The sequence below is a fragment of the Streptococcus sp. FDAARGOS_522 genome (genome assembly GCF_003812445.1).
In the GTDB taxonomy this organism is placed as follows: Bacteria; Bacillota; Bacilli; order Lactobacillales; family Streptococcaceae; genus Streptococcus; species Streptococcus agalactiae.
On the sequence record NZ_CP033808.1, the window covers coordinates 180,610 to 205,975 of the forward strand.

The following is a 25,366-nucleotide window of genomic DNA, read 5'->3' on the forward strand; positions in this document are numbered from 1 at the left end:
AGGAGGTGCGTATATGCTAAATACAAAGGATAAACAGCCTATTTTGCTTATTATTTTCGGACAGAAAATGAAAGAATATGACGATTTAATTAGATCAACTGTTGAGAGGTTATCTAAAAGGGATAGACCTGTTAGTATTCTTATCTCGAAGGAGCTAAACCATGTGATTCACCATTATGATGCACAATTTGAAAATCTTGAGACGCTTGTGGGGTATATAAATACACATGAAGATAGTTTGATTTACCCCCTTTGCTTAGATAAAAATCATGAGCTATTTCAAGAGTTTTTAGTGTGGCAGAGTCATTATTCAAGGCAGTATATCAGTGATAATTTATCAGAAAAAAGTGTTCAGGCAATAGACAATAATCAAGACTTCGTGCAAGTAGATTGTTTAGTAATGAGAGACTCTTTGAATAATTGTTTATATGTTTCTGATTTAGAATATATTGAATCTAATAAAACAACTGGGAAGTCTCTAGCGATTGTACCAAGTCAAACTTTATCCGATGCTGCTAGGCAAACAATTCGAGATGTTGCATTTGATGTGTGTCGAAAAGCAAACATTATTGGAGTATGTTACTTTAGTTTCTTAATAGATTTGAACAGTTTGGATTATCATATAATTAGCTTATCATCTGGTTTGTCTTATCAAAGCATTTTATTTGAGACTATTACGACCTATCCTGTTTTAGAGATAGCAACTAAATTGACAGTGGGATATACTTTTAGTCAACTGAAGCATTCTTATTACCCAAATACCTCTGCCTTTTTAGAGCCACAATTAGACTATGTAGCTGCCGTATCTTTTAGTTTTGAAAAAGTTGATTATATCTTTTTTGCTCGTAATATAGAGCAATTATTTTTAAATTTACTCGAGGCTAGCAGTTATGATCATTTTCCATTTCTGAGTGATATTAGCGAGGAAGATTTGATGTTTGCTTTGATTCAGAAAAAAGAAAATCGTCTAGCTTATCTTTTAGAGGCTTTTAGACGTGGCTTTGATTTGTATGATTTATCCTCAGTTACTAAAATCAACCCTTTTTACTTAGATAAATGTTTACATATTGTAGAGTTGTATGAAAACCTGAATAAAAGCCAATATAATGTAGATATTTACAAGGAAGCTAAAAGGTATGGTTTTTCGGATGACTATATTGCTAATAGTTGGCAAATCTCTTTGATAGACATGTTAGAATATCGAAAAAAACATAGTGTTGCACCTGTTCTAAAGCAAGTCGAACAAAGTTCTGGTGTTCTAACTGGCCATCAAATTCAGTATTTTCGAAGCTATGATTGGCATTCAGACTACATTTCTAGCGGTTGTCAAAAGGCTTTGATAATGGTAGACAAGGGTTATTCCCTAGTAAAATTAAATGAGTTAATTAAGCAAATCAAACAAACTCGTTTAGAATTATTAATTGTTACCAATCAACCTCTCCTCATAGAACAATTAAATGATACATCTATAATTTTTGACACTATAGGTATTGAGACCATATTAACAATTATGGGTATAGAAGAGGTGGAAGAAGTGTATTTATTGGGAGAAAGTCAAGCAGACATGTTTTCAAAAATGAAAAATTTTTCTATCTCTTGTCAGTCTATTTAGCAATTCTTAATAAAAAATAAAAGCTGAGATATAGATCTCAGCTTTTATTTGTGGTAAAAAGTAAAGTACTTTCAATTTTGTAAGTTCTTTCTATGAGCAAAATAGTATACTTAATGAGTAAAAATATTATTTTTAAAGAATTTTCTTGACAATATTATTTAAAAATAATACACTTGTTCTATATTAATAATACAAACAGGAGATGGACATGAGTAAACGACAAAATTTAGGAATTAGTAAAAAAGGAGCAATTATATCAGGGCTCTCAGTGGCACTAATTGTAGCAGTAGGTGGCTTTTTATGGGTACAATCTCAACCTAATAAGAGTGCAGTAAAAACTAACTACAAAGTTTTTAATGTTAGAGAAGGAAGTGTTTCGTCCTCAACTCTTTTGACAGGAAAAGCTAAGGCTAATCAAGAACAGTATGTGTATTTTGATGCTAATAAAGGTAATCGAGCAACTGTTACAGTTAAAGTGGGTGATAAAATCACAGCTGGTCAGCAGTTAGTTCAATATGATACAACAACTGCACAAGCAGCCTACGACACTGCTAATCGTCAATTAAATAAAGTAGCGCGTCAGATTAATAATCTAAAGACAACAGGAAGTCTTCCAGCTATGGAATCAAGTGATCAATCTTCATCATCATCACAAGGACAAGGGGCTCAATCGACTAGTGGTGCGACGAATCGTCTACAGCAAAATTATCAAAGTCAAGCTAATGCTTCATACAACCAACAACTTCAAGATTTGAATGATGCTTATGCAGATGCACAGGCAGAAGTAAATAAAGCACAAAAAGCATTGAATGATACTGTTATTACAAGTGACGTATCAGGGACAGTTGTTGAAGTTAATAGTGATATTGATCCAGCTTCAAAAACTAGTCAAGTACTTGTCCATGTAGCAACTGAGGGTAAACTCCAAGTACAAGGAACGATGAGTGAGTATGATTTGGCTAATGTTAAAAAAGACCAGTCTGTTAAAATAAAATCTAAGGTCTATCCTGACAAGGAATGGGAAGGTAAAATTTCATATATCTCAAATTATCCAGAAGCAGAAGCAAACAACAATGACTCTAATAACGGCTCTAGTGCTGTAAATTATAAATATAAAGTAGATATTACTAGCCCTCTCGATGCATTAAAACAAGGTTTTACTGTATCAGTTGAAGTAGTTAATGGAGATAAGCACCTTATTGTTCCTACAAGTTCTGTGACAAACAAAGATAATAAACACTTTGTTTGGGTATACAATGATTCTAATCGTAAAATTTCCAAAGTTGAAGTCAAAATTGGTAAAGCTGATGCTAAGACACAAGAAATTTTATCAGGTTTGAAAGCAGGACAAATCGTGGTTACTAATCCAAGCAAAACTTTCAAGGATGGGCAAAAAATTGATAATATTGAATCAATAGATCTTAAGTCTAATAAGAAATCAGAGGTGAAATAATCGTGACAACTAATCGAAAAGAACTGATTAGATTGCATCAGATTGTTAAAAGTTATCAAAATGGGGATCAAAAACTTCAAGTCTTAAAGAACATTGATTTGACGGTTTATGAAGGTGAATTTCTTGCAATCATGGGGCCATCTGGTTCGGGGAAATCCACACTAATGAATATTATTGGCTTGTTGGATTCCCCAACTTCAGGAGATTATAGTTTAAATGGTAAACGTGTCGAAGAACTAAGTCAAACAAAATTAGCTCAAGTTCGAAATAAGGAAATCGGTTTTGTCTTTCAACAATTTTTCTTGTTATCTAAACTAACGGCTTTGCAAAATGTTGAATTACCCTTAATTTATGCGGGTGTAGCTCCTAAAAAGCGTAAAAATTTAGCAAAACAATTTTTAGATAAAGTTGAATTAAGAGAGCGTATGAACCATCTGCCAACAGAATTATCTGGGGGACAGAAGCAACGTGTAGCAATCGCGCGTGCTTTGGTGAATAGCCCATCTATTATTCTAGCAGATGAGCCGACTGGTGCCTTGGATACAAAGACGGGTGAGCAAATTATGCAGTTCCTAACGGAATTAAATCAAGAAGGTAAAACCATTATCATGGTAACTCATGAACCAGAAATCGCCGATTATGCGACACGTAAAATTGTTATTCGTGATGGCGAAATTACAGCAGATACTACTGATAGTATTAGAATTGATTAAGGGGAGATTCGATTATGGAAAATTGGAAATTTGCCCTATCATCGATTCTAGGGCACAAGATGCGTGCTTTTCTGACCATGTTAGGGATTATCATTGGGGTTGCATCAGTTGTGTTAATTATGGCCTTAGGTAAGGGCATGAAAGATTCGGTTACAAATGAGATTACAAAGTCTCAGAAGAACCTTCAGATTTATTATAAAACAAAAGAAGACCAAAAAAATGAGGATAACTTTGGAGCTCAAGGGGCTTTCATGCAAAGTAGTGATACCAACCGTAAGGAACCAATTATTCAAGAATCATGGTTAAAAAAGATTGCTAAGGAAGTAGATGGTGTTAGTGGCTACTATGTAACTAATCAAACAAATGCTCCAGTAGCTTACCTTGAAAAAAAGGCAAAGACGGTTAATATAACAGGAATTAACCGCACTTACCTTGGTATCAAAAAGTTCAAAATTAAAAGTGGTCGTCAATTCCAAGAGGAGGATTATAACCAATTCTCGAGAGTTATTTTACTAGAAGAAAAATTAGCTCAGAGATTATTTCAGACAAATGAAGCAGCGTTAAATAAAGTGGTGACTGTAAAAAATAAATCTTACTTAGTAGTGGGGGTTTATTCGGATCCAGAAGCTGGTTCAGGTTTATATGGAAGTAATTCTGATGGGAATGCTATTTTAACCAATACACAGTTAGCTTCGGAGTTTGGTGCTAAAGAAGCAGAAAACATATATTTTCATCTTAATGATGTATCGCAATCCAATCGCATTGGTAAAGAAATAGGCAAACGTTTAACAGACATTAGTCATGCTAAGGATGGGTACTATGATAATTTTGACATGACATCTATAGTTAAATCTATCAATACCCAAGTTGGTATTATGACAGGTGTTATTGGAGCGATTGCAGCAATTTCTCTCCTAGTTGGTGGTATCGGAGTGATGAATATTATGTTAGTCTCTGTAACTGAGCGCACGAGAGAAATTGGCCTTCGTAAAGCCCTTGGGGCAACTCGACGTAAAATTTTAGCTCAATTTTTAATTGAATCAATGGTCTTAACGATTTTGGGTGGGTTAATTGGGTTATTACTAGCCTATGGAGGTACGATGTTAATTGCTAATGCGCAAGATAAGATTACTCCTTCTGTGTCACTTAACGTGGCTATAGGCAGTTTAATTTTCTCAGCATTTATTGGAATTATATTTGGTTTATTACCTGCTAATAAAGCTAGCAAATTAAACCCAATTGATGCTTTACGATATGAATAAAAAAACATATGCTCTGTCAAGATTTTTTCTTGACAGAGTTTGTATTTATGTTATACTTAGTAAGGTAAAGTTGTTAGTTAAGCTATCAACGACCAAATATAAAGAAAAAGAAAAGAGACTATTTAAAAATGGCAGTAAAAATCCGTTTAACTCGTATGGGTTCTAAGAAGAAACCTTTCTACCGTATCAATGTTGCAGATTCACGTGCACCACGTGACGGACGTTTTATTGAAACTGTTGGAACATACAACCCATTAGTTGCAGAAAACCAAGTTACAATCAAAGAAGAACGTGTTCTTGAATGGTTATCAAAAGGTGCACAACCTTCAGATACAGTTCGTAACCTTCTTTCAAAAGCTGGAGTTATGACTAAATTCCACGATCAAAAATTCTCAAAATAATAAAAGCCTATGGATACCATTGAAAATCTCATTATTGCTATTGTGAAACCTTTGATTTCACAACCAGATCAGTTAACCATAAAAATTCAGGATGGCCCAGAATTTTTAGAGTACCATCTTGATTTAGATACCCAAGACATCGGTCGTGTTATCGGCAAAAAGGGTCGTACAATTACAGCGATAAGGTCGATTGTCTATTCGGTACCAACACAAGGGAAAAAAGTAAGACTCATCATTGATGAGAAAGAATAATTTATTCTAAAAGATAGGAACTTCCTGTCTTTTTTGTTATATCTACACAAAAATTGTGAGTTTTTTAGTCTTTTAGAATATAATGGATGTGAAAGGGAATTTTCTGATTTTTTATTAAGGAGGATAAGATATTGCTATTTGATTTTCTCGAAGAAAAAATAAAACTGAAAGCATACCTGATGACCGCCTTACTTGATGATGGAGAAATTAACCTTGATCACTTTAAAACAGAATATGCTTTGAGTGAAAAGATTTTACAAGGTCTTATTTCGGAACTACAAATACTTTATTCTGATTTCTACCTTGTTGTCAAAAGTAGAACAATGGTATTGTTCCATTACGAAACACTTTCTAAGCTAGAGACTTTGCATACCATTTATCGAGAGTCTAATATGTTACAGTTTTTGGCATATTTTATTGCTCCTCAAAATGTCAGTTTTTCTGAATTCACGGCTAAGAAATTCATATCCGTCGCAAGTGCCTACCGAATAAAGAAAAACTGTAAACTTTATTTGGAGAGTGTTAAGTTATCAATACAAAAAAATAAAGTGACAGGTCCAGAATATCAGATTAGACTGCTGATTGCTTTGTTACAGTATCATTTTGGTTTTATTATTTATCCTTTTGATGCTACAAGTGAGGTAATGATAAGGGATTTTATTGAATACTCGAATTTTAAAGGGTGTGACTACGACCTTAAAGACTTATCTGAAGAATATTACTATTTTTATATTTTGGTGAATTTAGTTTGGAAAAGAAAAGAATATAAAGTAGAAATTCCTCAAACAGAATCCTTTAATCAACTAAAAAAATCTATTCTCTACATGGAGTTATCCAAAGCAGCTCAAAAGAGTATTGCTATACATCTTGATATAGAGTTGAATGAAGGTTTACTTGATTATCTATATTTAGTGTTTTGTATTAGTGATGGTCCTCTATTTAGCAATCGAGATGATATCAATGTCAACGAAGAATTTATTTTTGCTTCTTATAAGATATCAAAGTCAAAAGCCTTTAAGAATTTTTGTGGTCGATTATTGGGTAGAGAATTTATTGACTCGCAGCATTTTAAAGATATTAATGCCTATTTTTTGAGACATTTTATTTGTTATTGTTATTATTTTATTCCTGATTTTTATTTTTTAAATACATCAAGGCTGAGCTATTCTAAGGATTTATATCACCTATTAGATAAAGGTCTGGCTGATATTTTTAACCTGAAGGGAGGGAATTTAACTTTTTCCAAACATGAGACAGTGCTACTAACAATGCAATTATCTAACTTAATAGAGACTTTCTTAGCTCCTCTTTCTGTATATGTAATTTCATCTAGTAATATTAGATTACAAACCTATCAAGTAATGTTAAACCAATATTTTACATCTAAGATAGCGGAATTCTTTTTTGTAAACTATCAAACGACTCAGATAGATGAAAAATTACTAAAAAAAGCAGATATCATTATTGCTGAGAGACGCTATATATCTTCTTTAAAAAATGACTCAGGTGTGGCTATACAAGATATATTAGAAATTGGGATGAATAATAAGCAGTACCATGAACTACTTTTACAAGCTATTATCGAAAAAAGGGACCAAAAAGTTTTTGAATATATTTCCAAAATGAAACATAAAATACTTTGATAGACTCTATATGAGCTTTATTAAAAGGGATAAAATCGAAATTTAAAATTTAATTCGAAAAGATATTGACAGTAATCTAGAATTTCGATATACTAGATTTTGTCTTTTGGGGTATAGCCAAGCGGTAAGGCAAGGGACTTTGACTCCCTCATGCGTTGGTTCGAATCCAGCTACCCCAGTTTCACATGGTCCGTTGGTCAAGGGGTTAAGACACCGCCTTTTCACGGCGGTAACACGGGTTCGAATCCCGTACGGACTATCGTGGCCAGTTGCATTTTAGCGGCTGGTTTTTCTTTTATTTTCAAAAATATCGGAGTTACTATGGAATACTTTAACGTTGGAAAAATTGTCAATACACAAGGATTACAAGGCGAAATGCGTGTATTAAGCGTGACTGACTTTGTAGAAGAACGCTTTAAAAAAGGTCAAGTGTTAGCTTTATTCGATGAAAAGAATCAGTTTGTTATGGATATTGAAATTGCTAGTCATTGTAAGCAGAAGAATTTTGACATTATAAAATTCAAAGGAATGTATCATATTAATGATATTGAAAAATATAAAGGTTTCACACTGAAGGTGGCAGAGGATCAACTGAGCGACCTTAAAGATGGTGAATTTTATTATCATGAAATTATTGGCTTAGATGTCTATGAAGGGGAAGAGCTGATTGGAAAAATCAAAGAAATTTTACAACCAGGAGCAAATGACGTTTGGGTTGTGGAACGTCATGGAAAACGTGATCTTTTATTACCCTATATCCCGCCAGTAGTATTAGAAGTGGACCTTTCTAATCAGCGTGTTCAAGTTGAATTGATGGAAGGTTTAGATGATGAAGATTGATATTTTAACTTTATTTCCTGAAATGTTTGCCCCTCTGGAACATTCTATAGTTGGTAAGGCAAAAGAAAGAGGACTTCTTGAAATTAATTATCACAATTTCAGAGAAAATGCTGAGAAGTCTCGACATGTTGATGATGAGCCTTACGGTGGGGGGCAAGGGATGCTTTTACGTGCTCAACCTATTTTTGATACAATTGATAAAATAGATGCTCAAAAAGCACGTGTTATTTTGCTAGACCCAGCGGGCAGAACATTTGATCAGGATTTTGCAGAAGAACTATCCAAAGAAGATGAATTAATTTTTATTTGTGGTCACTATGAAGGTTATGATGAACGTATAAAATCATTAGTAACAGACGAAGTATCTTTGGGAGATTTTGTTCTTACGGGAGGAGAATTGGCGGCTATGACAATGGTCGATGCTACCGTTCGTCTGATTCCAGAAGTTATAGGTAAAGAAACAAGTCATCAGGATGATTCATTTTCATCGGGCCTATTAGAATATCCTCAGTATACGCGCCCATATGATTATTTAGGCATGACAGTTCCTGATGTTCTCATGAGTGGTCATCATGAAAATATCCGAAAATGGCGTTTAGAACAAAGTTTGCGAAAAACACTAGAACGTCGACCAGATTTGTTAGAAAATTATGCAATGACGGATGAAGAGAGACTTATCTTAGAGAAAATTAAAACAGAAATAGAAAGAACAGATACAGTAAATGAACAAAACAATTTATGATATCACTATTGTAGGAGGCGGACCAGTAGGTCTCTTTGCTGCTTTTTATGCTGGACTACGCGGAGTATCCGTTAAAATTATTGAAAGCCTTTCGGAATTAGGAGGCCAGCCAGCTATCCTTTATCCTGAGAAAAAAATCTATGATATTCCTGGTTATCCGGTGATTACTGGACGTGAATTAATTGATAAACATATTGAACAATTAGAGAGATTTAAAGATTCTATTAAAATCTGTTTAAAAGAAGAAGTTTTATCATTTGAAAAAGTAGATGATGTTTTCACAATTCAAACAGATAAAGATCAACATTTGTCACGTGCTATTGTTTTTGCTTGTGGCAACGGTGCTTTTGCTCCGCGTTTACTAGGTTTGGAAAATGAAGAAAATTATGCAGATAATAATTTATTCTATAACGTTACAAAGTTAGAACAGTTTGCAGGTAAACATGTTGTTATTTGTGGTGGAGGCGACTCAGCTGTTGATTGGGCCAATGAATTAGATAAGATTGCAGCTAGTGTAGCGATTGTTCATCGTAGAGATGCTTTTAGAGCGCATGAGCATAGTGTGGATATACTAAAGGCATCAGGTGTTAGAATTTTAACCCCTTATGTCCCAATTTGTTTAAATGGAGATAGTCAGAGAGTTAGCAGCTTGGTCGTTCAAAAAGTTAAAGGTGATGAAGTAATTGAATTACCTTTAGACAACTTGATTGTTAGTTTTGGCTTTTCTACTTCTAATAAAAATTTACGTTATTGGAATTTGGATTATAAACGGTCTAGTATCAATGTTTCTTCACTTTTTGAGACGACTCAAGAAGGCGTGTATGCTATTGGAGATGCTGCTAATTATCCAGGAAAGGTAGAATTGATTGCAACAGGATATGGGGAAGCACCAGTCGCTATAAACCAAGCTATCAATTATATTTATCCTGATCGAGATAACCGTGTAGTCCATTCAACATCATTGATAAAATAACTATAAATAAAACTGATAAGTTTATAAAAAAGGATTATATATATTGTTAAAAAAATAACAAAGCTTCCTATTTATTTTGTGATATAATTAACTTTGTCGTTATGAATGATATTAAATAAATGAAGCGAGGTATTTTATGACAAATACGGTAACACCAAAAGAGACGGCTGGTTCTTTTATCAATAAAGTGTTAGGTGGGACAGCAACTGCAATCGTTGTAGCACTCATCCCAAATGCTATCCTAGCCACTTTTTTGAAACCATTTTTATCTTACGGACTTGCTGCAGAGTTCTTACACATCGTGCAGGTATTCCAATTTTTCACACCAATTATGGCAGGATTTTTGATTGGTCAACAGTTTAAATTCACCCCAATGCAACAGCTTGCTGTTGGAGGTGCTGCATATATTGGTTCTGGTGCGTGGGCTTACACAGAAGTTATTCAAAAAGGAGTTGCTACTGGTAGTTTCCAATTGCGTGGGATTGGTGATCTCATCAATATGATGCTAACAGCAGCTTTAGCAGTTTTAGCAGTTAAGTGGTTTGGTAATAAATTTGGTTCCCTAACCATTATCTTGTTACCTATTATCATAGGTACAGGCGTAGGCTATTTAGGATGGAAATTACTCCCTTACGTTTCATATGTGACAACACTTATTGGTCAAGGAATTAATTCTTTTACTACTTTACAACCAATTGCGATGTCAATTCTAATTGCGATGGCTTTTTCAATGCTTATTGTAAGTCCTATTTCAACAGTAGCGATTGGTCTAGCGATTGGTCTTAATGGTATGTCAGCAAGTGCAGCTTCAATGGGAGTTGCTTCAACAACAGCAGTGCTAGTTTGGGCAACGATGAAGGCTAATAAGTCTGGAGTTCCAATTGCTATTGCTTTAGGTGCAATGAAGATGATGATGCCAAATTTCCTAAAGCATCCAGTAATGGCGATTCCAATGCTTATGACTGCTACAGTAAGTTCTCTAACAGTCCCATTGTTTAAATTGGTGGGGACACCAGCTTCGTCTGGTTTTGGGCTTGTTGGTGCAGTAGGTCCGATTGCTTCATTTGAAGCAGGAGCAAGTATGTTGATTGTTATCTTATCTTGGCTCGTTATTCCTTTTGCAGTAGGTTTTGTATCACACAAAATTTGTAAAGACATTCTGAAACTTTATAAAGACGATATTTTCGTTTTTGAAGGTCAAAATTAATTTGGAGGTTGTATGTTAGTTTATATTGCTGGTTCAGGCGCTATGGGATGTCGTTTTGGATATCAAATTTCTAAAACAAATCATGATGTTATTTTACTTGATAATTGGGCAGACCATATTATGGCTATTAAAGAAAATGGCTTGAAGGTAACAGGTGATACAGAGGACCTTGTTAAACTTCCTATCATGAAGCCAACTGATGCGACAGAAGAAGCAGATTTAATTATTTTGTTTACTAAAGCAATGCAGTTGCCAAATATGCTTCAAGATATTAAAAAAATTATTGGTAAGAAAACAAAGGTCTTATGTCTTTTAAATGGATTAGGACATGAAGATGTCATTCGTCAATATATCCCTGAACACAATATTTTGATGGGAGTAACAGTTTGGACTGCAGGGTTGAAAGGACCAGGGCATGCTCATCTGGAAGGAGTTGGTTCTGTAAATCTTCAAAGTATCGATCCTAACAATCAAGAAGCAGGTCATCGCGTTACTGAATTGCTTAATGAAGCAAAATTACAGGCTACTTATGACGAAAATGTTTTGCCAAATATTTGGAGAAAAGCTTGTGTTAACGGAACGATGAATTCAACTTGCGCCTTGCTAGATTGTACAATTGGTCAACTCTTTGCTAGTGAAGACGGCGTAAATATGGTACATGAAATTATCCATGAATTTGTTACTGTTGGAAAAGCAGAAGGTGTAGAGCTTGATGAAGAAGAAATAACAAAGTACGTTATGGATACATCTGTTAAAGCAGCCCATCATTACCCTTCAATGCATCAAGACTTAGTTCAAAATCAGCGCTTAACTGAAATTGATTTCTTAAATGGCGCAGTGAATAAAAAAGGTGAAAACCTAGGCATTGATACACCTTACTGTCGATTAATCACACAATTAATTCACACTAAAGAAAATGTACTTAGCATAAAATAATAATCAACCGGGAGAATAGTGCCCGGTTTTTTGATATGCTTAATGATAATGATTTTGTTATACTAAGAATAATAAGAGTTGGGTATTTTTTTCGAGAAGTATTTACAGCATAAAATATTACATTTGTATTACAAATATTTCTAAAATATGTTGACATGTTACAAAAAGGATATTATAATAGTAGTGTAAATAAATAAGGAAGTAGGTGTTTATGATGAAAAAAGGACAAGTAAATGATACTAAGCAATCTTACTCTCTACGTAAATATAAATTTGGTTTAGCATCAGTAATTTTAGGGTCATTCATAATGGTCACAAGTCCTGTTTTTGCGGATCAAACTACATCGGTTCAAGTTAATAATCAGACAGGCACTAGTGTGGATGCTAATAATTCTTCCAATGAGACAAGTGCGTCAAGTGTGATTACTTCCAATAATGATAGTGTTCAAGCGTCTGATAAAGTTGTAAATAGTCAAAATACGGCAACAAAGGACATTACTACTCCTTTAGTAGAGACAAAGCCAATGGTGGAAAAAACATTACCTGAACAAGGGAATTATGTTTATAGCAAAGAAACCGAGGTGAAAAATACACCTTCAAAATCAGCCCCAGTAGCTTTCTATGCAAAGAAAGGTGATAAAGTTTTCTATGACCAAGTATTTAATAAAGATAATGTGAAATGGATTTCATATAAGTCTTTTTGTGGCGTACGTCGATACGCAGCTATTGAGTCACTAGATCCATCAGGAGGTTCAGAGACTAAAGCACCTACTCCTGTAACAAATTCAGGAAGCAATAATCAAGAGAAAATAGCAACGCAAGGAAATTATACATTTTCACATAAAGTAGAAGTAAAAAATGAAGCTAAGGTAGCGAGTCCAACTCAATTTACATTGGACAAAGGAGACAGAATTTTTTACGACCAAATACTAACTATTGAAGGAAATCAGTGGTTATCTTATAAATCATTCAATGGTGTTCGTCGTTTTGTTTTGCTAGGTAAAGCATCTTCAGTAGAAAAAACTGAAGATAAAGAAAAAGTGTCTCCTCAACCACAAGCCCGTATTACTAAAACTGGTAGACTGACTATTTCTAACGAAACAACTACAGGTTTTGATATTTTAATTACGAATATTAAAGATGATAACGGTATCGCTGCTGTTAAGGTACCGGTTTGGACTGAACAAGGAGGGCAAGATGATATTAAATGGTATACAGCTGTAACTACTGGGGATGGCAACTACAAAGTAGCTGTATCATTTGCTGACCATAAGAATGAGAAGGGTCTTTATAATATTCATTTATACTACCAAGAAGCTAGTGGGACACTTGTAGGTGTAACAGGAACTAAAGTGACAGTAGCTGGAACTAATTCTTCTCAAGAACCTATTGAAAATGGTTTAGCAAAGACTGGTGTTTATAATATTATCGGAAGTACTGAAGTAAAAAATGAAGCTAAAATATCAAGTCAGACCCAATTTACTTTAGAAAAAGGTGACAAAATAAATTATGATCAAGTATTGACAGCAGATGGTTACCAGTGGATTTCTTACAAATCTTATAGTGGTGTTCGTCGCTATATTCCTGTGAAAAAGCTAACTACAAGTAGTGAAAAAGCGAAAGATGAGGCGACTAAACCGACTAGTTATCCCAACTTACCTAAAACAGGTACCTATACATTTACTAAAACTGTAGATGTGAAAAGTCAACCTAAAGTATCAAGTCCAGTGGAATTTAATTTTCAAAAGGGTGAAAAAATACATTATGATCAAGTGTTAGTAGTAGATGGTCATCAGTGGATTTCATACAAGAGTTATTCCGGTATTCGTCGCTATATTGAAATTTAAAGCTAAATCTTTTTAGATTTAGCTTTACTAATATTATGTGTGTTGGAAAAAACAGTGGAGATTTACGTCAAAATTATATTATTTGGATAGTATCGAATAGATAGAATGTGGAGAAAAGTAGGAAATAGTTAAGAAAGGTATTTATGACGCTTCGAGAATTAACAATAGAAGAATTTAAAGAACATTCAGGAAATTATGATTCACAATCATTTTTACAAACACCTGAGATGGCTAAACTTTTAGAAAAACGCGGCTATGATGTTAGGTATTTGGGATATCAAGTAGAAAATAAACTAGAGATAATCAGTTTATCTTATATTATGCCAGTCACTGGTGGTTTTCAAATGAAAATTGATTCAGGACCAGTTCATTCAAATTCTAAGTATCTAAAACAATTTTATAAAGCATTGCAAGGCTATGCCAAATCCAACGGTGTTCTAGAATTAATAGTTGAGCCTTATGATGATTACCAATTATTCACTAGTTCGGGAGTTCCTAGTAATCAGGGAAATGATAATCTGATTGAAGATTTTACCAGTTCAGGTTATCACCATGATGGTTTAACAACTGGTTTTACTGGTAAATATTTATCTTGGCACTATGTTAAAAATTTAGAAGGTGTCACTTCTGAAACGTTACTATCTTCATTCTCTAAGACAGGACGAGCTTTGGTTAAGAAAGCAATGTCTTTTGGAATCAAGGTTCGCGTTCTTAAACGTGATGAGCTACATTTATTTAAAGAGATAACAACTTCTACGTCAAATAGACGTGATTATATGGATAAGTCCTTAGATTATTATCAAGATTTTTACGATAGCTTTGAAGGCAAGGCTGAATTTGTGATTGCCACTTTAAATTTTAGAGAATACGACCATAACTTGCAAATAAAAGCTGAAGCATTGGAAAATAAGCTTAAATTGCTTGATGAACGTTTTAGGGAAAATGCAGACTCTCCTAAGTATCATAGGCAACGCTCTGAAATAATTAATCAACTGGCTAGTTTTGAAACACGACGACAAGAAGTTCAGTCATTTATTCAAAAGTATGATAACCAAGACGTTGTTTTAGCTGGTAGTCTATTTGTTTATAGTCTTAAGGAGACAGTTTATTTCTTTTCAGGATCCTACACAGAATTTAATAAATTTTATGCACCAGCAGTTCTTCAGGAATATGTTATGCAAGAGGCTCTCAAAAGAGGTTCTACTTTCTATAACCTCCTAGGTATTCAGGGAACTTTTGATGGTTCAGATAGTATTCTTCGCTTTAAACAGAATTTTAATGGTTATATCATTCGTAAAATGGGAACTTTTAACTATTATCCAAGTCCTTTTAAATACAAAGGAATTCAGCTTCTTAAAAAGGTTTTGAAGAGAAATTAAAGTATTTGTAAAAGCTAATCTTTAGATTAGGCTTTTTTAGTTTATTGATAGTTTTTGGAAGAAAATGCTTGACATTGAAAGAAAAAGAGATATAATTAAATTGCAAACGATTTCAATTCAAGGAGGGACTATGCTAAAGTCAAAGAGAAAAGAAATTATCTTATCACGACTTGAGCAAAATAAGAGTGTTACTTTAGATGAATTAACGTCTATCTTAGAGACTTCTGAATCTACAGTTCGCAGGGATTTAGATGAACTTGAATCTGAAGGTTTTTTAAAAAGGGTGCATGGTGGTGCTGAATTACCATACTCACTTGGCCAGGAATTAAGTAATCAAGAAAAAGCTATCAAAAACGTTCAAAAAAAATTGGATATTGCTAGACAAACTGCAAAGCTGATAGCAAAGCAAGATGTTATATTTATTGATGCCGGAACTACGACAGAATTATTAATTGATTTTCTCCCTCACGAGCAATTAACGGTGGTGACGAATTCTATTCATCATGCTGCAAAGTTAGTTGATAGAGGGATAAAAACAATCATTATCGGAGGAGCGGTTAAACATTCAACAGATGCTAGTATTGGCCAGGTAGCCATTAATCAGATTAGGCAGATAACGGTTGACAAAGCTTTTCTGGGGATGAATGGTATAGATGAAGTTTATTTAACTACACCAGATTTAGAAGAAGCTGCTATTAAAGAAGCTATTATTAATAATAGTCAACAAACCTTTATTCTAATGGATTCATCTAAAATTGGACAAGTTACATTTGCTAAAGTGAAAGAGATAAATGACATTAATTTAGTAACTAATAAGACTGATTCAGAACTTATGACAATAATAAAAGAGAAAATGAAGGTGATTCAAGTATGATTTATACAGTAACATTAAATCCATCGATTGATTTTATTGTTCGTCTAGATACACTATTGTTGGGTAGTGTTAACCGTATGACTAGCGATGATAAATATGTAGGTGGTAAAGGAATTAATGTTAGTCGCATATTAAAACGCTTAAAAATTGACAATACTGCTACAGGTTTTATCGGTGGATTTACAGGACATTTTGTTGAAGATGGACTTGTATCAGAAGGTATCAAAACTGACTTTGTTTCTGTTAATGAAGATACACGTATCAACGTTAAAGTAAAAGCAAAAATTGAAACTGAAATCAATGGCGGGGGTCCTAGGATAACAAATGAACAACTTCATCGTCTAGAGAAACTTCTTTCGAGACTAACACCTGAGGACACAGTAGTTTTCGCAGGTTCAGCACCAGCTAGCCTTGGAAATAAGGTCTATAATACATTGATTCCAATTGCTAAAAAGACAGGAGCGGAAGTTGTTTGCGATTTTGAAGGTCAGACACTTTTAGACGCTCTTGCTTATCAGCCTCTTTTAGTAAAACCGAATAACCATGAATTAGCAGATATTTTTGGCGTAGAGCTAGAAGGTCTGCCTGATATCGAAAAATATGCACATAAGATTCTAGATAAAGGAGCTAAGAATGTTATCGTTTCTATGGCAGGGTATGGTGCATTGTTAGTAACTCCAGAAGCTTCATATTTTGCAAAACCGATTAAGGGTGAAGTGAAAAATTCCGTTGGGGCTGGTGATTCAATGGTAGCTGGCTTTACAGGAGAATTTGTTAAGTCAAAAAATCCAGTAGAAGCACTAAAATGGGGCGTAGCTTGTGGTACAGCAACCACTTTCTCAGATGATTTAGCAACAGCTGAGTTTATCCAAGATATTTATAATAAAGTTGAGGTAGAAAAATTATGAAAATCCAAGACCTACTAAAAAAAGAAGTTATGATTATGGATTTAAAAGCAACCAGTAAAGAGGCTGCAATTGATGAAATGATTACAAAATTAGTTGACACAGGTGTTGTGACAAACTTTGCTATTTTTAAAGATGGTATCATGAAGCGTGAGGCACAAACATCAACTGGATTAGGTGATGGTATCGCTATGCCACATAGTAAAAATGCTGCCGTTAAAGAAGCTACTGTCCTTTTTGCAAAATCTGCATCAGGTGTTGATTACGAAGCACTTGATGGACAGCCAACTGATTTATTCTTTATGATTGCTGCGCCAGATGGTGCTAATGATACGCATTTAGCTGCCTTGGCAGAACTATCTAAATATCTTTTAAAAGAAGGGTTCGCTGATCAATTACGTCAAGCAAAAACGCCAGATGACATTATTGCTACTTTTGATAGTAATAGCATTTCTCAAGAAACAGTAGCTCCACAAACAGTACAATCAACAAGTAAAGGTTCAGATTATATTGTTGCAGTAACAGCTTGCACTACGGGAATTGCCCACACGTATATGGCAGAAGAAGCTTTAAAGAAAAAAGCAGCTGAAATGGGTGTAGGTATTAAAGTTGAAACAAATGGCGCTTCTGGTGTAGGAAATAAGTTGACTTCAAGTGATATTGCAAGGGCTAAGGGTGTTATTATTGCAGCAGATAAGGCTGTAGAGATGGATCGTTTTGATGGCAAACCTTTGGTATCACGTCCGGTAGCTGATGGTATTAAAAAAAGTGAAGACTTAATTAACATTATTCTCGATAATAAGGCACAAACCTATCATGCAAAAAATCAAAATGATAAACAATCAGGTGAATCTGATGGAAAATCAGGCTTAGGCTCTGCTTTTTATAAACACCTTATGGGTGGTGTATCACAAATGTTACCATTCGTTATTGGTGGTGGTATTATGATTGCGATTGCTTTCCTTTTTGATAACATACTTGGTGTACCAAAAGACCAATTAAGTAATTTAGGTTCATACCATGAAATTGCAGCCTTATTCAAAAATATCGGTGGCGCAGCATTTGCATTTATGTTACCAGTATTGGCAGGTTATATCGCTTATTCAATAGCTGAAAAACCAGGACTAGTAGCTGGCTTCGTAGCTGGTTCAATTGCATCAAGTGGACTGGCATTCGGTAAAGTACCTTTTGCAGAAGGTGGGAAAGCAACCTTAGCATTAGCAGGTGTGCCATCAGGTTTCTTAGGGGCTTTAGTAGGTGGTTTCTTAGCTGGTGGAGTTATCCTACTACTTAGAAAATTACTTTCAGGTCTCCCAAAATCGCTTGAAGGTATTAAATCAATTCTTCTATACCCATTGTTAGGTGTTTTGATTACAGGTTTCTTGATGTTGCTCGTAAACATTCCAATGGCAGCTATCAACACAGCTCTTAACACTTTCTTACAAGGTTTATCTGGTAGTTCAGCAGTCTTGATGGGCTTACTAGTTGGTGGTATGATGGCTGTAGATATGGGTGGGCCTGTTAATAAAGCAGCTTATGTTTTTGGTACAGGTACTCTTGCAGCAACTGTTGCAAATGGCGGCTCTGTTGTTATGGCAGCTGTAATGGCTGGAGGAATGGTTCCACCGTTAGCAGTATTTGTGGCAACTTTATTATTTAAAGATAAATTTAATAATGAAGAACGTCAATCTGGTCTAACAAATATCGTTATGGGGTTATCTTTTATCACTGAAGGTGCTATTCCGTTTGGTGCTGCTGACCCAGCTCGTGCAATCCCTAGCTTTATTGTAGGTTCAGCCTTAACTGGAGCACTTGTTGGTTTAGCTGGTATCAAGTTGATGGCTCCTCATGGAGGGATTTTTGTCATCGCATTAACAAGTAATCCTTTACTTTATATTCTATTTATTCTAATTGGAGCGGTAGTCTCAGGTGTACTCTTTGGCTTGTTCCGTAAAACAAAATAGTTAATCTCAACTTATCCAAATTTACATTGAATAAAAGGTGAATAAACTATCGTTATTGGGTCTATTCGCCTTTTTATGTTGTAAAAGAATGGTAGATTAATCATTAATAATTGCTAATCTTTTTTCAATAGGATATGATTTATTTAAGCAAAAAAATGGATAATATGATTGAGGAAAGGAGGTAAGCAATGATTAAATGGAATGAAAAAGAAACAAAACTAGTTGATACAAGTTTTTCAATTATGTTGTATCTAAAAACGCTATTTGCAGTCGGACAAGTAGTAGCTGGCGTTTTATTATATTATTTTAAACCTACACAAATAAAACATCTCCTATTTCTTTTAACTGAAGGTGAAGTTCACGGTGGGATTCATGGTTTTATTTCTGCTCATTTCTTGAAAATAAGCAGTTATATTAATGATTCGGCTAGTCATTTAGCCGCTATCTATCTATTAATTCATGGCGGTATCAAATTAGTAGCACTTATTTTATTACATAAAGAGAAATTATTTGCTTACCCTTTATCAATTTTAGTTTTCGTTGGGTTTATCATTTTCCAACTAAGGGAATATTTTTCTAGTCATAGCATTTTAATGATTTTTCTATGTGTATTTGATGTTATCATGATAATTTTAACATGGTTAGAATATCAGAAAATGAAATTGAATTTTTCAAAAAGGTGACTTCCCCCATGCCTTAGCGCTTGTTTTTATAAGCGCTTTTTTGCTACAATATGACTATGAAAACTATTGAAGAAATTTACAAAAATTATCCTAATATCCCCTATATCTCACCTGAAAGAGACTTGGCTGAAATTAATTTTAGTAAAGTTGTTCCTAGGAAAAATATGGAAGAAACTAGTGAAGGACTCTTGCCTGGAGATATTATCTTATTATGGCGTATACAGTTTGGAACTTTCACAACTGAAACAAGTTTTTCAAAATATTTTGAATACATTTATGGTATAAATGGAAAAGAACACCTAGAATTTTTAATAAAAAATGGATTTGTAAGAATGGAGTCACCGCTTGATTCTTTAGATCACTTATCTGCTCCACTTTTAAAACTATTCTTAAAAGAAAAAAACGTAAAAGGCTTGTCAAAGATGAAACGCTCTGATTTAGATCAGGCAATAGCTATTGCTTTTACAGAAGAGGAATTAGGGAAGTTGTTTGTTGTCAGAGGGTTGGCACTTACAGAAAAAGGTTTAGCAGCCTTGAGTAACAATCAAGAAGTGATTGATAGACATCCTAAGAAGAAGTTCTAGATTCCCACCTGCTTTAAGAATCTACAAATTTATGCTATAATAATACATATTGTCTATCAAGGAGAAAATACATGGAAGTCATTCGTGAACAAGAATTTGTCAATCAATACCACTATGATGCGCGCAATTTAGAATGGGAAGAGGAAAATGGTACCCCAAAAACCAATTTTGAAGTTACTTTCCAATTAGCTAATAGAGATGAAGCAGCAAAAGTAACGAGCATTGTAGCAGTGTTACAATTTGTTATTGTACGTGATGAGTTTGTTATTTCTGGTGTCATTTCACAAATGGCTCATATCCAAGGGCGCCTTATCAATGAGCCTAGTGAGTTTAGTCAAGATGAAGTTGAGAATCTAGCAGCTCCTCTTTTAGAAATCGTTAAACGTCTGACTTATGAAGTTACAGAAATTGCTTTAGATAGACCAGGAGTAACATTGGAGTTTAATAGTTAATGAAATTAGCACTTATTACGGATACCTCAGCTTACTTGCCTGAGGCTATCGAAAATCATGAAGATGTCTATGTTTTAGATATTCCAATTATCATTGATGGTAAAACTTATATTGAGGGACAAAATCTGACATTAGACCAATATTATGATAAGCTAGCGGCATCAAAAGAATTACCTAAAACAAGTCAGCCTAGCTTAGCTGAACTAGATGATCTCTTATGTCAATTGGAGAAAGAAGGGTATACACACGTCCTTGGTTTATTCATTGCAGCGGGGATATCAGGTTTCTGGCAGAATATTCAGTTTCTTATTGAAGAACATCCAAATTTGACAATTGCTTTTCCGGATACTAAAATAACTTCAGCACCACAGGGCAATTTAGTTAGAAATGCTTTGATGTGTTCACGTGAAGGGATGGATTTTGATGTCATAGTTAACAAGATACAATCACAAATTGAAAAAATTGAAGGATTTATTGTTGTTAATGATTTGAATCATCTAGTAAAAGGTGGTAGATTGTCAAACGGTTCAGCTATCATTGGTAACCTTTTAAGTATCAAGCCGGTCTTACATTTTAATGAAGAAGGTAAAATCGTTGTCTATGAGAAAGTGCGTACAGAGAAAAAAGCCTTAAAACGCTTGGCTGAGATTGTCAAAGAAATGACAGCAGATGGTGAATATGATATTGCTATTATTCACTCTAGAGCACAAGATAAGGCAGAACAATTATATAATTTGTTAGCTAAAGCTGGTCTTAAAGACGATTTAGAAATTGTATCATTTGGTGGCGTTATTGCAACTCATCTTGGTGAAGGTGCGGTTGCCTTTGGTATTACCCCAAAAAATTGATGTGTGATAAAAAGAGTTGCTTGGAGGTTGATCCTTATTGCAGATATCAAAGAAGAAGTTAGGAGATTCTTTTTTGATAATTTGAGTAGGTAGGGAGTGTCCCTTAGGCAGTTCTTTTTGTTTCTGAATCCATTTATAAGAAATAATAATGCGACTTTAGTTCGTTTAGATTTGGAATAGTATGATGAGATTAAATTATTTGCCTTCTGAGTTTCAGAAGGCTTTACCAATATTAAAAAAGATAAAAAAAGCCGGTTATGAAGCATACTTTGTAGGTGGTAGTGTTCGGGATGTTTTACTTGACCGTCCAATTCATGATGTTGATATAGCAACGTCATCTTATCCAGAAGAAACAAAGCAGATTTTTAAAAGGACAGTTGATGTTGGTATTGAACATGGAACAGTCTTAGTATTGGAAAAAGGTGGTGAATATGAGATTACCACTTTTAGGACTGAGGAGGTTTATGTTGATTATAGGCGTCCGAGTCAGGTCAATTTTGTTAGGTCGCTAGAAGAAGATCTAAAACGTCGAGATTTCACAGTTAATGCCTTTGCTTTAAATGAAGATGGAGAAGTTATTGATCTCTTTCATGGATTGGATGATTTAGATAATCACCTTCTTAGAGCAGTAGGACTCGCCAGTGAGCGTTTTAATGAAGATGCTCTTCGAATTATGCGAGGTTTGCGTTTTTCTGCTAGTCTAAATTTTGATATCGAAACAACAACTTTTGAGGCAATGAAAAAGCACGCGTCATTATTGGAGAAAATATCTGTTGAGCGTTCTTTTATTGAATTTGATAAACTTCTATTAGCACCTTATTGGCGTAAAGGAATGCTGGCACTAATAGATAGTCATGCTTTTAATTATCTACCATGCTTAAAAAATAGGGAATTACAATTAAGCGCCTTTTTGTCCCAGTTAGATAAAGATTTTTTATTTGAGACATCAGAACAAGCTTGGGCATCACTCATCTTGAGTATGGAAGTTGAACACACAAAGACTTTTTTAAAAAAATGGAAGACATCAACTCACTTTCAAAAAGATGTTGAGCATATAGTGGATGTTTATCGTATTCGTGAACAAATGGGATTGACTAAAGAACATCTTTATCGTTATGGAAAAACTATAATAAAACAAGCGGAAGGTATTCGCAAAGCAAGAGGCTTGATGGTTGATTTCGAAAAAATAGAACAACTAGATAGTGAGTTAGCAATCCATGATAGGCATGAGATAGTTGTCAATGGTGGCACCTTAATCAAGAAATTAGGAATAAAACCTGGTCCACAGATGGGAGATATTATCTCTCAAATTGAATTAGCCATTGTTTTAGGACAACTGATTAATGAAGAAGAGGCTATTTTACATTTTGTTAAGCAGTACTTGATGGATTAGAGAGGATTATATGAGCGATTTTTTAGTAGATGGATTGACTAAGTCGGTTGGTGATAAGACGGTCTTTAGTAATGTTTCATTTATCATCCATAGTTTAGACCGTATTGGGATTATTGGTGTCAATGGAACTGGAAAGACAACACTATTAGATGTTATTTCGGGTGAATTAGGTTTTGATGGTGATCGTTCCCCTTTTTCATCAGCTAATGATTATAAGATTGCTTATTTAAAACAAGAACCAGACTTTGATGATTCTCAGACAATTTTGGACACCGTACTTTCTTCTGACTTAAGAGAGATGGCTTTAATTAAAGAATATGAATTATTGCTTAATCACTACGAAGAAAGTAAGCAATCACGTCTAGAGAAAGTAATGGCAGAAATGGATTCTTTAGATGCTTGGTCTATTGAGAGCGAAGTCAAAACAGTATTATCCAAATTAGGTATTACTGATTTGCAGTTGTCGGTTGGTGAATTATCAGGAGGATTACGAAGACGTGTTCAATTAGCGCAAGTATTATTAAATGATGCAGATTTATTGCTCTTAGACGAACCTACTAACCACTTAGATATTGACACTATTGCATGGTTAACGAATTTTTTGAAAAATAGTAAAAAGACAGTGCTTTTTATAACTCATGATCGTTATTTTCTAGACAATGTTGCAACACGTATTTTTGAATTAGATAAGGCACAGATTACAGAATATCAAGGCAATTATCAGGATTATGTCCGACTTCGTGCAGAACAAGACGAGCGTGATGCTGCTAGTTTACATAAAAAGAAACAGCTTTATAAACAGGAACTAGCTTGGATGCGTACTCAGCCACAAGCTCGTGCAACGAAACAACAGGCTCGTATTAATCGTTTTCAAAATCTAAAAAACGATTTACACCAAACAAGCGATACAAGCGATTTGGAAATGACATTTGAAACAAGTCGAATTGGGAAAAAGGTTATTAATTTTGAAAATGTCTCTTTTTCTTACCCAGATAAATCTATCTTGAAAGACTTTAATTTGTTAATTCAAAATAAAGACCGTATTGGCATCGTTGGAGATAATGGTGTTGGAAAGTCAACCTTACTTAATTTAATTGTTCAAGATTTACAGCCGGATTCGGGTAATGTCTCTATTGGTGAAACGATACGTGTAGGTTACTTTTCACAACAACTTCATAATATGGATGGCTCAAAACGTGTTATTAATTATTTGCAAGAGGTTGCAGATGAGGTTAAAACTAGTGTCGGTACAACAAGTGTGACAGAACTATTGGAACAATTTCTCTTTCCACGTTCGACACATGGAACACAAATTGCAAAATTATCAGGTGGTGAGAAAAAACGACTTTACCTTTTAAAAATCCTGATTGAAAAGCCTAACGTGTTACTACTTGATGAGCCGACAAATGACTTAGATATTGCTACATTAACTGTTCTTGAAAATTTTTTACAAGGCTTTGGTGGTCCTGTGATTACAGTTAGTCACGATCGTTACTTTTTAGATAAAGTGGCTAATAAAATTATTGCGTTTGAAGATAACGATATCCGTGAATTTTTTGGTAATTATACTGATTATTTAGATGAAAAAGCATTTAATGAGCAAAATAATGAAGTTATCAGTAAAAAAGAGAGTACCAAGACAAGTCGTGAAAAGCAAAGTCGTAAAAGAATGTCTTACTTTGAAAAACAAGAATGGGCGACAATTGAAGACGATATTATGATATTGGAAAATACTATCACTCGTATAGAAAATGATATGCAAACATGTGGTAGTGATTTTACAAGGTTATCTGATTTACAAAAGGAATTAGATGCAAAAAATGAAGCACTTCTAGAAAAGTATGACCGTTATGAGTACCTTAGTGAGTTAGACACATGATTATCCGTCCGATTATTAAAAATGATGACCAAGCAGTTGCACAATTAATTCGACAAAGTTTACGCGCCTATGATTTAGATAAACCTGATACAGCATATTCAGACCCTCACTTAGATCATTTGACCTCATACTACGAAAAAATAGAGAAGTCAGGATTCTTTGTCATTGAGGAGAGAGATGAGATTATTGGCTGTGGCGGCTTTGGTCCGCTGAAAAATCTAATTGCAGAGATGCAGAAGGTGTACATTGCAGAACGTTTCCGTGGTAAGGGGCTTGCTACTGATTTAGTGAAAATGATTGAAGTAGAAGCTCGAAAAATTGGGTATAGACAACTTTATTTAGAGACAGCCAGTACTTTGAGTAGGGCAACTGCGGTTTATAAGCATATGGGATATTGTGCCTTATCGCAACCAATAGCAAATGATCAAGGTCATACAGCTATGGATATTTGGATGATTAAAGATTTATAAGTTGAAAGTGGATTAGTGAACATGGATTAATTATTTTGAGATAAGAGGAAAGAAA

General features: G+C 34.3%; 24 protein-coding genes and 2 tRNA genes. All 26 read left to right on the top strand.

Going from position 1 to position 25,366, the window contains the following annotated elements; all coding sequences use genetic code 11:
• The first annotated feature begins 13 nt into the window (after window positions 1-13).
• The 26 genes from EGX70_RS00925 to EGX70_RS01050 all read left to right on the top strand — a co-directional run bounded on the left by EGX70_RS00925 (window position 14) and on the right by EGX70_RS01050 (window position 25,311).
• Window positions 14-1,612 (top strand): carbamoyl phosphate synthase large subunit, encoded by a 1,599-nt coding sequence (locus EGX70_RS00925; RefSeq protein WP_001868561.1) that lies wholly within the window; start codon window positions 14-16, stop codon window positions 1,610-1,612.
• Window positions 1,613-1,820: 208 nt separating this feature from the next.
• Entirely contained in the window at window positions 1,821-3,065 is a 1,245-nt protein-coding gene (locus EGX70_RS00930; RefSeq protein ID WP_000044616.1) for an efflux RND transporter periplasmic adaptor subunit, read from the top strand.
• A 2-nt stretch (window positions 3,066-3,067) separates the two neighbouring features.
• Window positions 3,068-3,778: an ABC transporter ATP-binding protein gene (locus EGX70_RS00935; protein WP_000210672.1), complete on the top strand. Its 711-nt coding sequence runs from the start codon at window positions 3,068-3,070 to the stop codon at window positions 3,776-3,778.
• Between the two features lie 14 nt (window positions 3,779-3,792).
• Window positions 3,793-5,040 carry an ABC transporter permease gene (locus tag EGX70_RS00940; RefSeq protein WP_000432860.1) on the top strand — a complete coding sequence of 416 codons (1,248 nt, stop codon included), beginning with the start codon at window positions 3,793-3,795 and terminating at the stop codon, window positions 5,038-5,040.
• A gap of 128 nt (window positions 5,041-5,168) precedes the next feature.
• On the top strand, window positions 5,169-5,441 hold the full coding sequence (rpsP, locus tag EGX70_RS00945; RefSeq protein WP_000268757.1) for a 30S ribosomal protein S16: 273 nt from the start codon (window positions 5,169-5,171) through the stop codon (window positions 5,439-5,441).
• A 9-nt stretch (window positions 5,442-5,450) separates the two neighbouring features.
• Window positions 5,451-5,693: a KH domain-containing protein gene (locus EGX70_RS00950; protein ID WP_000379626.1), complete on the top strand. Its 243-nt coding sequence runs from the start codon at window positions 5,451-5,453 to the stop codon at window positions 5,691-5,693.
• A gap of 131 nt (window positions 5,694-5,824) precedes the next feature.
• A complete protein-coding gene (locus tag EGX70_RS00955) occupies window positions 5,825-7,336 on the top strand; it encodes a M protein trans-acting positive regulator PRD domain-containing protein (protein WP_000895673.1) in 1,512 nt (503 codons plus the stop codon).
• 107 nt (window positions 7,337-7,443) lie between these two features.
• Window positions 7,444-7,515 (top strand) — tRNA-Gln (locus tag EGX70_RS00960).
• A gap of 8 nt (window positions 7,516-7,523) precedes the next feature.
• Window positions 7,524-7,595: transfer RNA gene (locus EGX70_RS00965), tRNA-Glu, on the top strand.
• Window positions 7,596-7,657: 62 nt separating this feature from the next.
• Complete coding sequence (rimM, locus tag EGX70_RS00970) at window positions 7,658-8,176, top strand: ribosome maturation factor RimM (protein WP_000455619.1); 519 nt, start codon at window positions 7,658-7,660, stop codon at window positions 8,174-8,176.
• Window positions 8,163-8,918, top strand: coding sequence for a tRNA (guanosine(37)-N1)-methyltransferase TrmD (trmD, locus tag EGX70_RS00975; RefSeq protein ID WP_000975542.1), 756 nt, complete (start codon window positions 8,163-8,165; stop codon window positions 8,916-8,918). The genes rimM and trmD overlap by 14 nt, the downstream gene beginning before the upstream one ends.
• Window positions 8,899-9,891, top strand: a complete 993-nt coding sequence (locus EGX70_RS00980; protein ID WP_001044167.1) for an NAD(P)/FAD-dependent oxidoreductase — start codon at window positions 8,899-8,901, stop codon at window positions 9,889-9,891. Before trmD ends, EGX70_RS00980 begins: the two co-directional genes overlap by 20 nt.
• A gap of 136 nt (window positions 9,892-10,027) precedes the next feature.
• Complete coding sequence (locus EGX70_RS00985; protein ID WP_000185920.1) at window positions 10,028-11,098, top strand: PTS sugar transporter subunit IIC; 1,071 nt, start codon at window positions 10,028-10,030, stop codon at window positions 11,096-11,098.
• Window positions 11,099-11,110: 12 nt separating this feature from the next.
• The gene (locus EGX70_RS00990; protein WP_000964162.1) at window positions 11,111-12,034 is read left to right on the top strand and encodes a 2-dehydropantoate 2-reductase; all 924 of its coding nucleotides are present in this window, start codon (window positions 11,111-11,113) and stop codon (window positions 12,032-12,034) included.
• Between the two features lie 211 nt (window positions 12,035-12,245).
• Window positions 12,246-13,880, top strand: coding sequence for an SH3 domain-containing protein (locus EGX70_RS00995; protein ID WP_000976031.1), 1,635 nt, complete (start codon window positions 12,246-12,248; stop codon window positions 13,878-13,880).
• Window positions 13,881-14,023: 143 nt separating this feature from the next.
• Window positions 14,024-15,259 carry an aminoacyltransferase gene (locus EGX70_RS01000; RefSeq protein WP_000175198.1) on the top strand — a complete coding sequence of 412 codons (1,236 nt, stop codon included), beginning with the start codon at window positions 14,024-14,026 and terminating at the stop codon, window positions 15,257-15,259.
• 130 nt (window positions 15,260-15,389) lie between these two features.
• Complete coding sequence (locus EGX70_RS01005; protein ID WP_000920253.1) at window positions 15,390-16,133, top strand: DeoR/GlpR family DNA-binding transcription regulator; 744 nt, start codon at window positions 15,390-15,392, stop codon at window positions 16,131-16,133.
• Entirely contained in the window at window positions 16,130-17,041 is a 912-nt protein-coding gene (gene pfkB, locus EGX70_RS01010) for a 1-phosphofructokinase (protein ID WP_029140711.1), read from the top strand. Before EGX70_RS01005 ends, pfkB begins: the two co-directional genes overlap by 4 nt.
• The gene (locus EGX70_RS01015) at window positions 17,038-19,002 is read left to right on the top strand and encodes a fructose-specific PTS transporter subunit EIIC (protein ID WP_000701403.1); all 1,965 of its coding nucleotides are present in this window, start codon (window positions 17,038-17,040) and stop codon (window positions 19,000-19,002) included. The genes pfkB and EGX70_RS01015 overlap by 4 nt, the downstream gene beginning before the upstream one ends.
• A gap of 188 nt (window positions 19,003-19,190) precedes the next feature.
• Window positions 19,191-19,685 carry a DUF2127 domain-containing protein gene (locus EGX70_RS01020; RefSeq protein WP_000598909.1) on the top strand — a complete coding sequence of 165 codons (495 nt, stop codon included), beginning with the start codon at window positions 19,191-19,193 and terminating at the stop codon, window positions 19,683-19,685.
• A 50-nt stretch (window positions 19,686-19,735) separates the two neighbouring features.
• Window positions 19,736-20,269 carry a hypothetical protein gene (locus EGX70_RS01025; protein ID WP_000178080.1) on the top strand — a complete coding sequence of 178 codons (534 nt, stop codon included), beginning with the start codon at window positions 19,736-19,738 and terminating at the stop codon, window positions 20,267-20,269.
• Between the two features lie 71 nt (window positions 20,270-20,340).
• The gene (locus EGX70_RS01030) at window positions 20,341-20,721 is read left to right on the top strand and encodes a DUF1149 family protein (protein ID WP_000452063.1); all 381 of its coding nucleotides are present in this window, start codon (window positions 20,341-20,343) and stop codon (window positions 20,719-20,721) included.
• Window positions 20,721-21,569, top strand: coding sequence for a DegV family protein (locus EGX70_RS01035; protein WP_000761620.1), 849 nt, complete (start codon window positions 20,721-20,723; stop codon window positions 21,567-21,569). Before EGX70_RS01030 ends, EGX70_RS01035 begins: the two co-directional genes overlap by 1 nt.
• Window positions 21,570-21,753: 184 nt before the next feature.
• Complete coding sequence (locus EGX70_RS01040; protein WP_001238960.1) at window positions 21,754-22,962, top strand: CCA tRNA nucleotidyltransferase; 1,209 nt, start codon at window positions 21,754-21,756, stop codon at window positions 22,960-22,962.
• Between the two features lie 10 nt (window positions 22,963-22,972).
• Window positions 22,973-24,841, top strand: coding sequence for an ABC-F family ATP-binding cassette domain-containing protein (locus EGX70_RS01045; protein ID WP_001279326.1), 1,869 nt, complete (start codon window positions 22,973-22,975; stop codon window positions 24,839-24,841).
• Window positions 24,838-25,311, top strand: coding sequence for a GNAT family N-acetyltransferase (locus EGX70_RS01050; RefSeq protein ID WP_000586885.1), 474 nt, complete (start codon window positions 24,838-24,840; stop codon window positions 25,309-25,311). The genes EGX70_RS01045 and EGX70_RS01050 overlap by 4 nt, the downstream gene beginning before the upstream one ends.
• The last annotated feature ends 55 nt before the right edge of the window (window positions 25,312-25,366 follow it).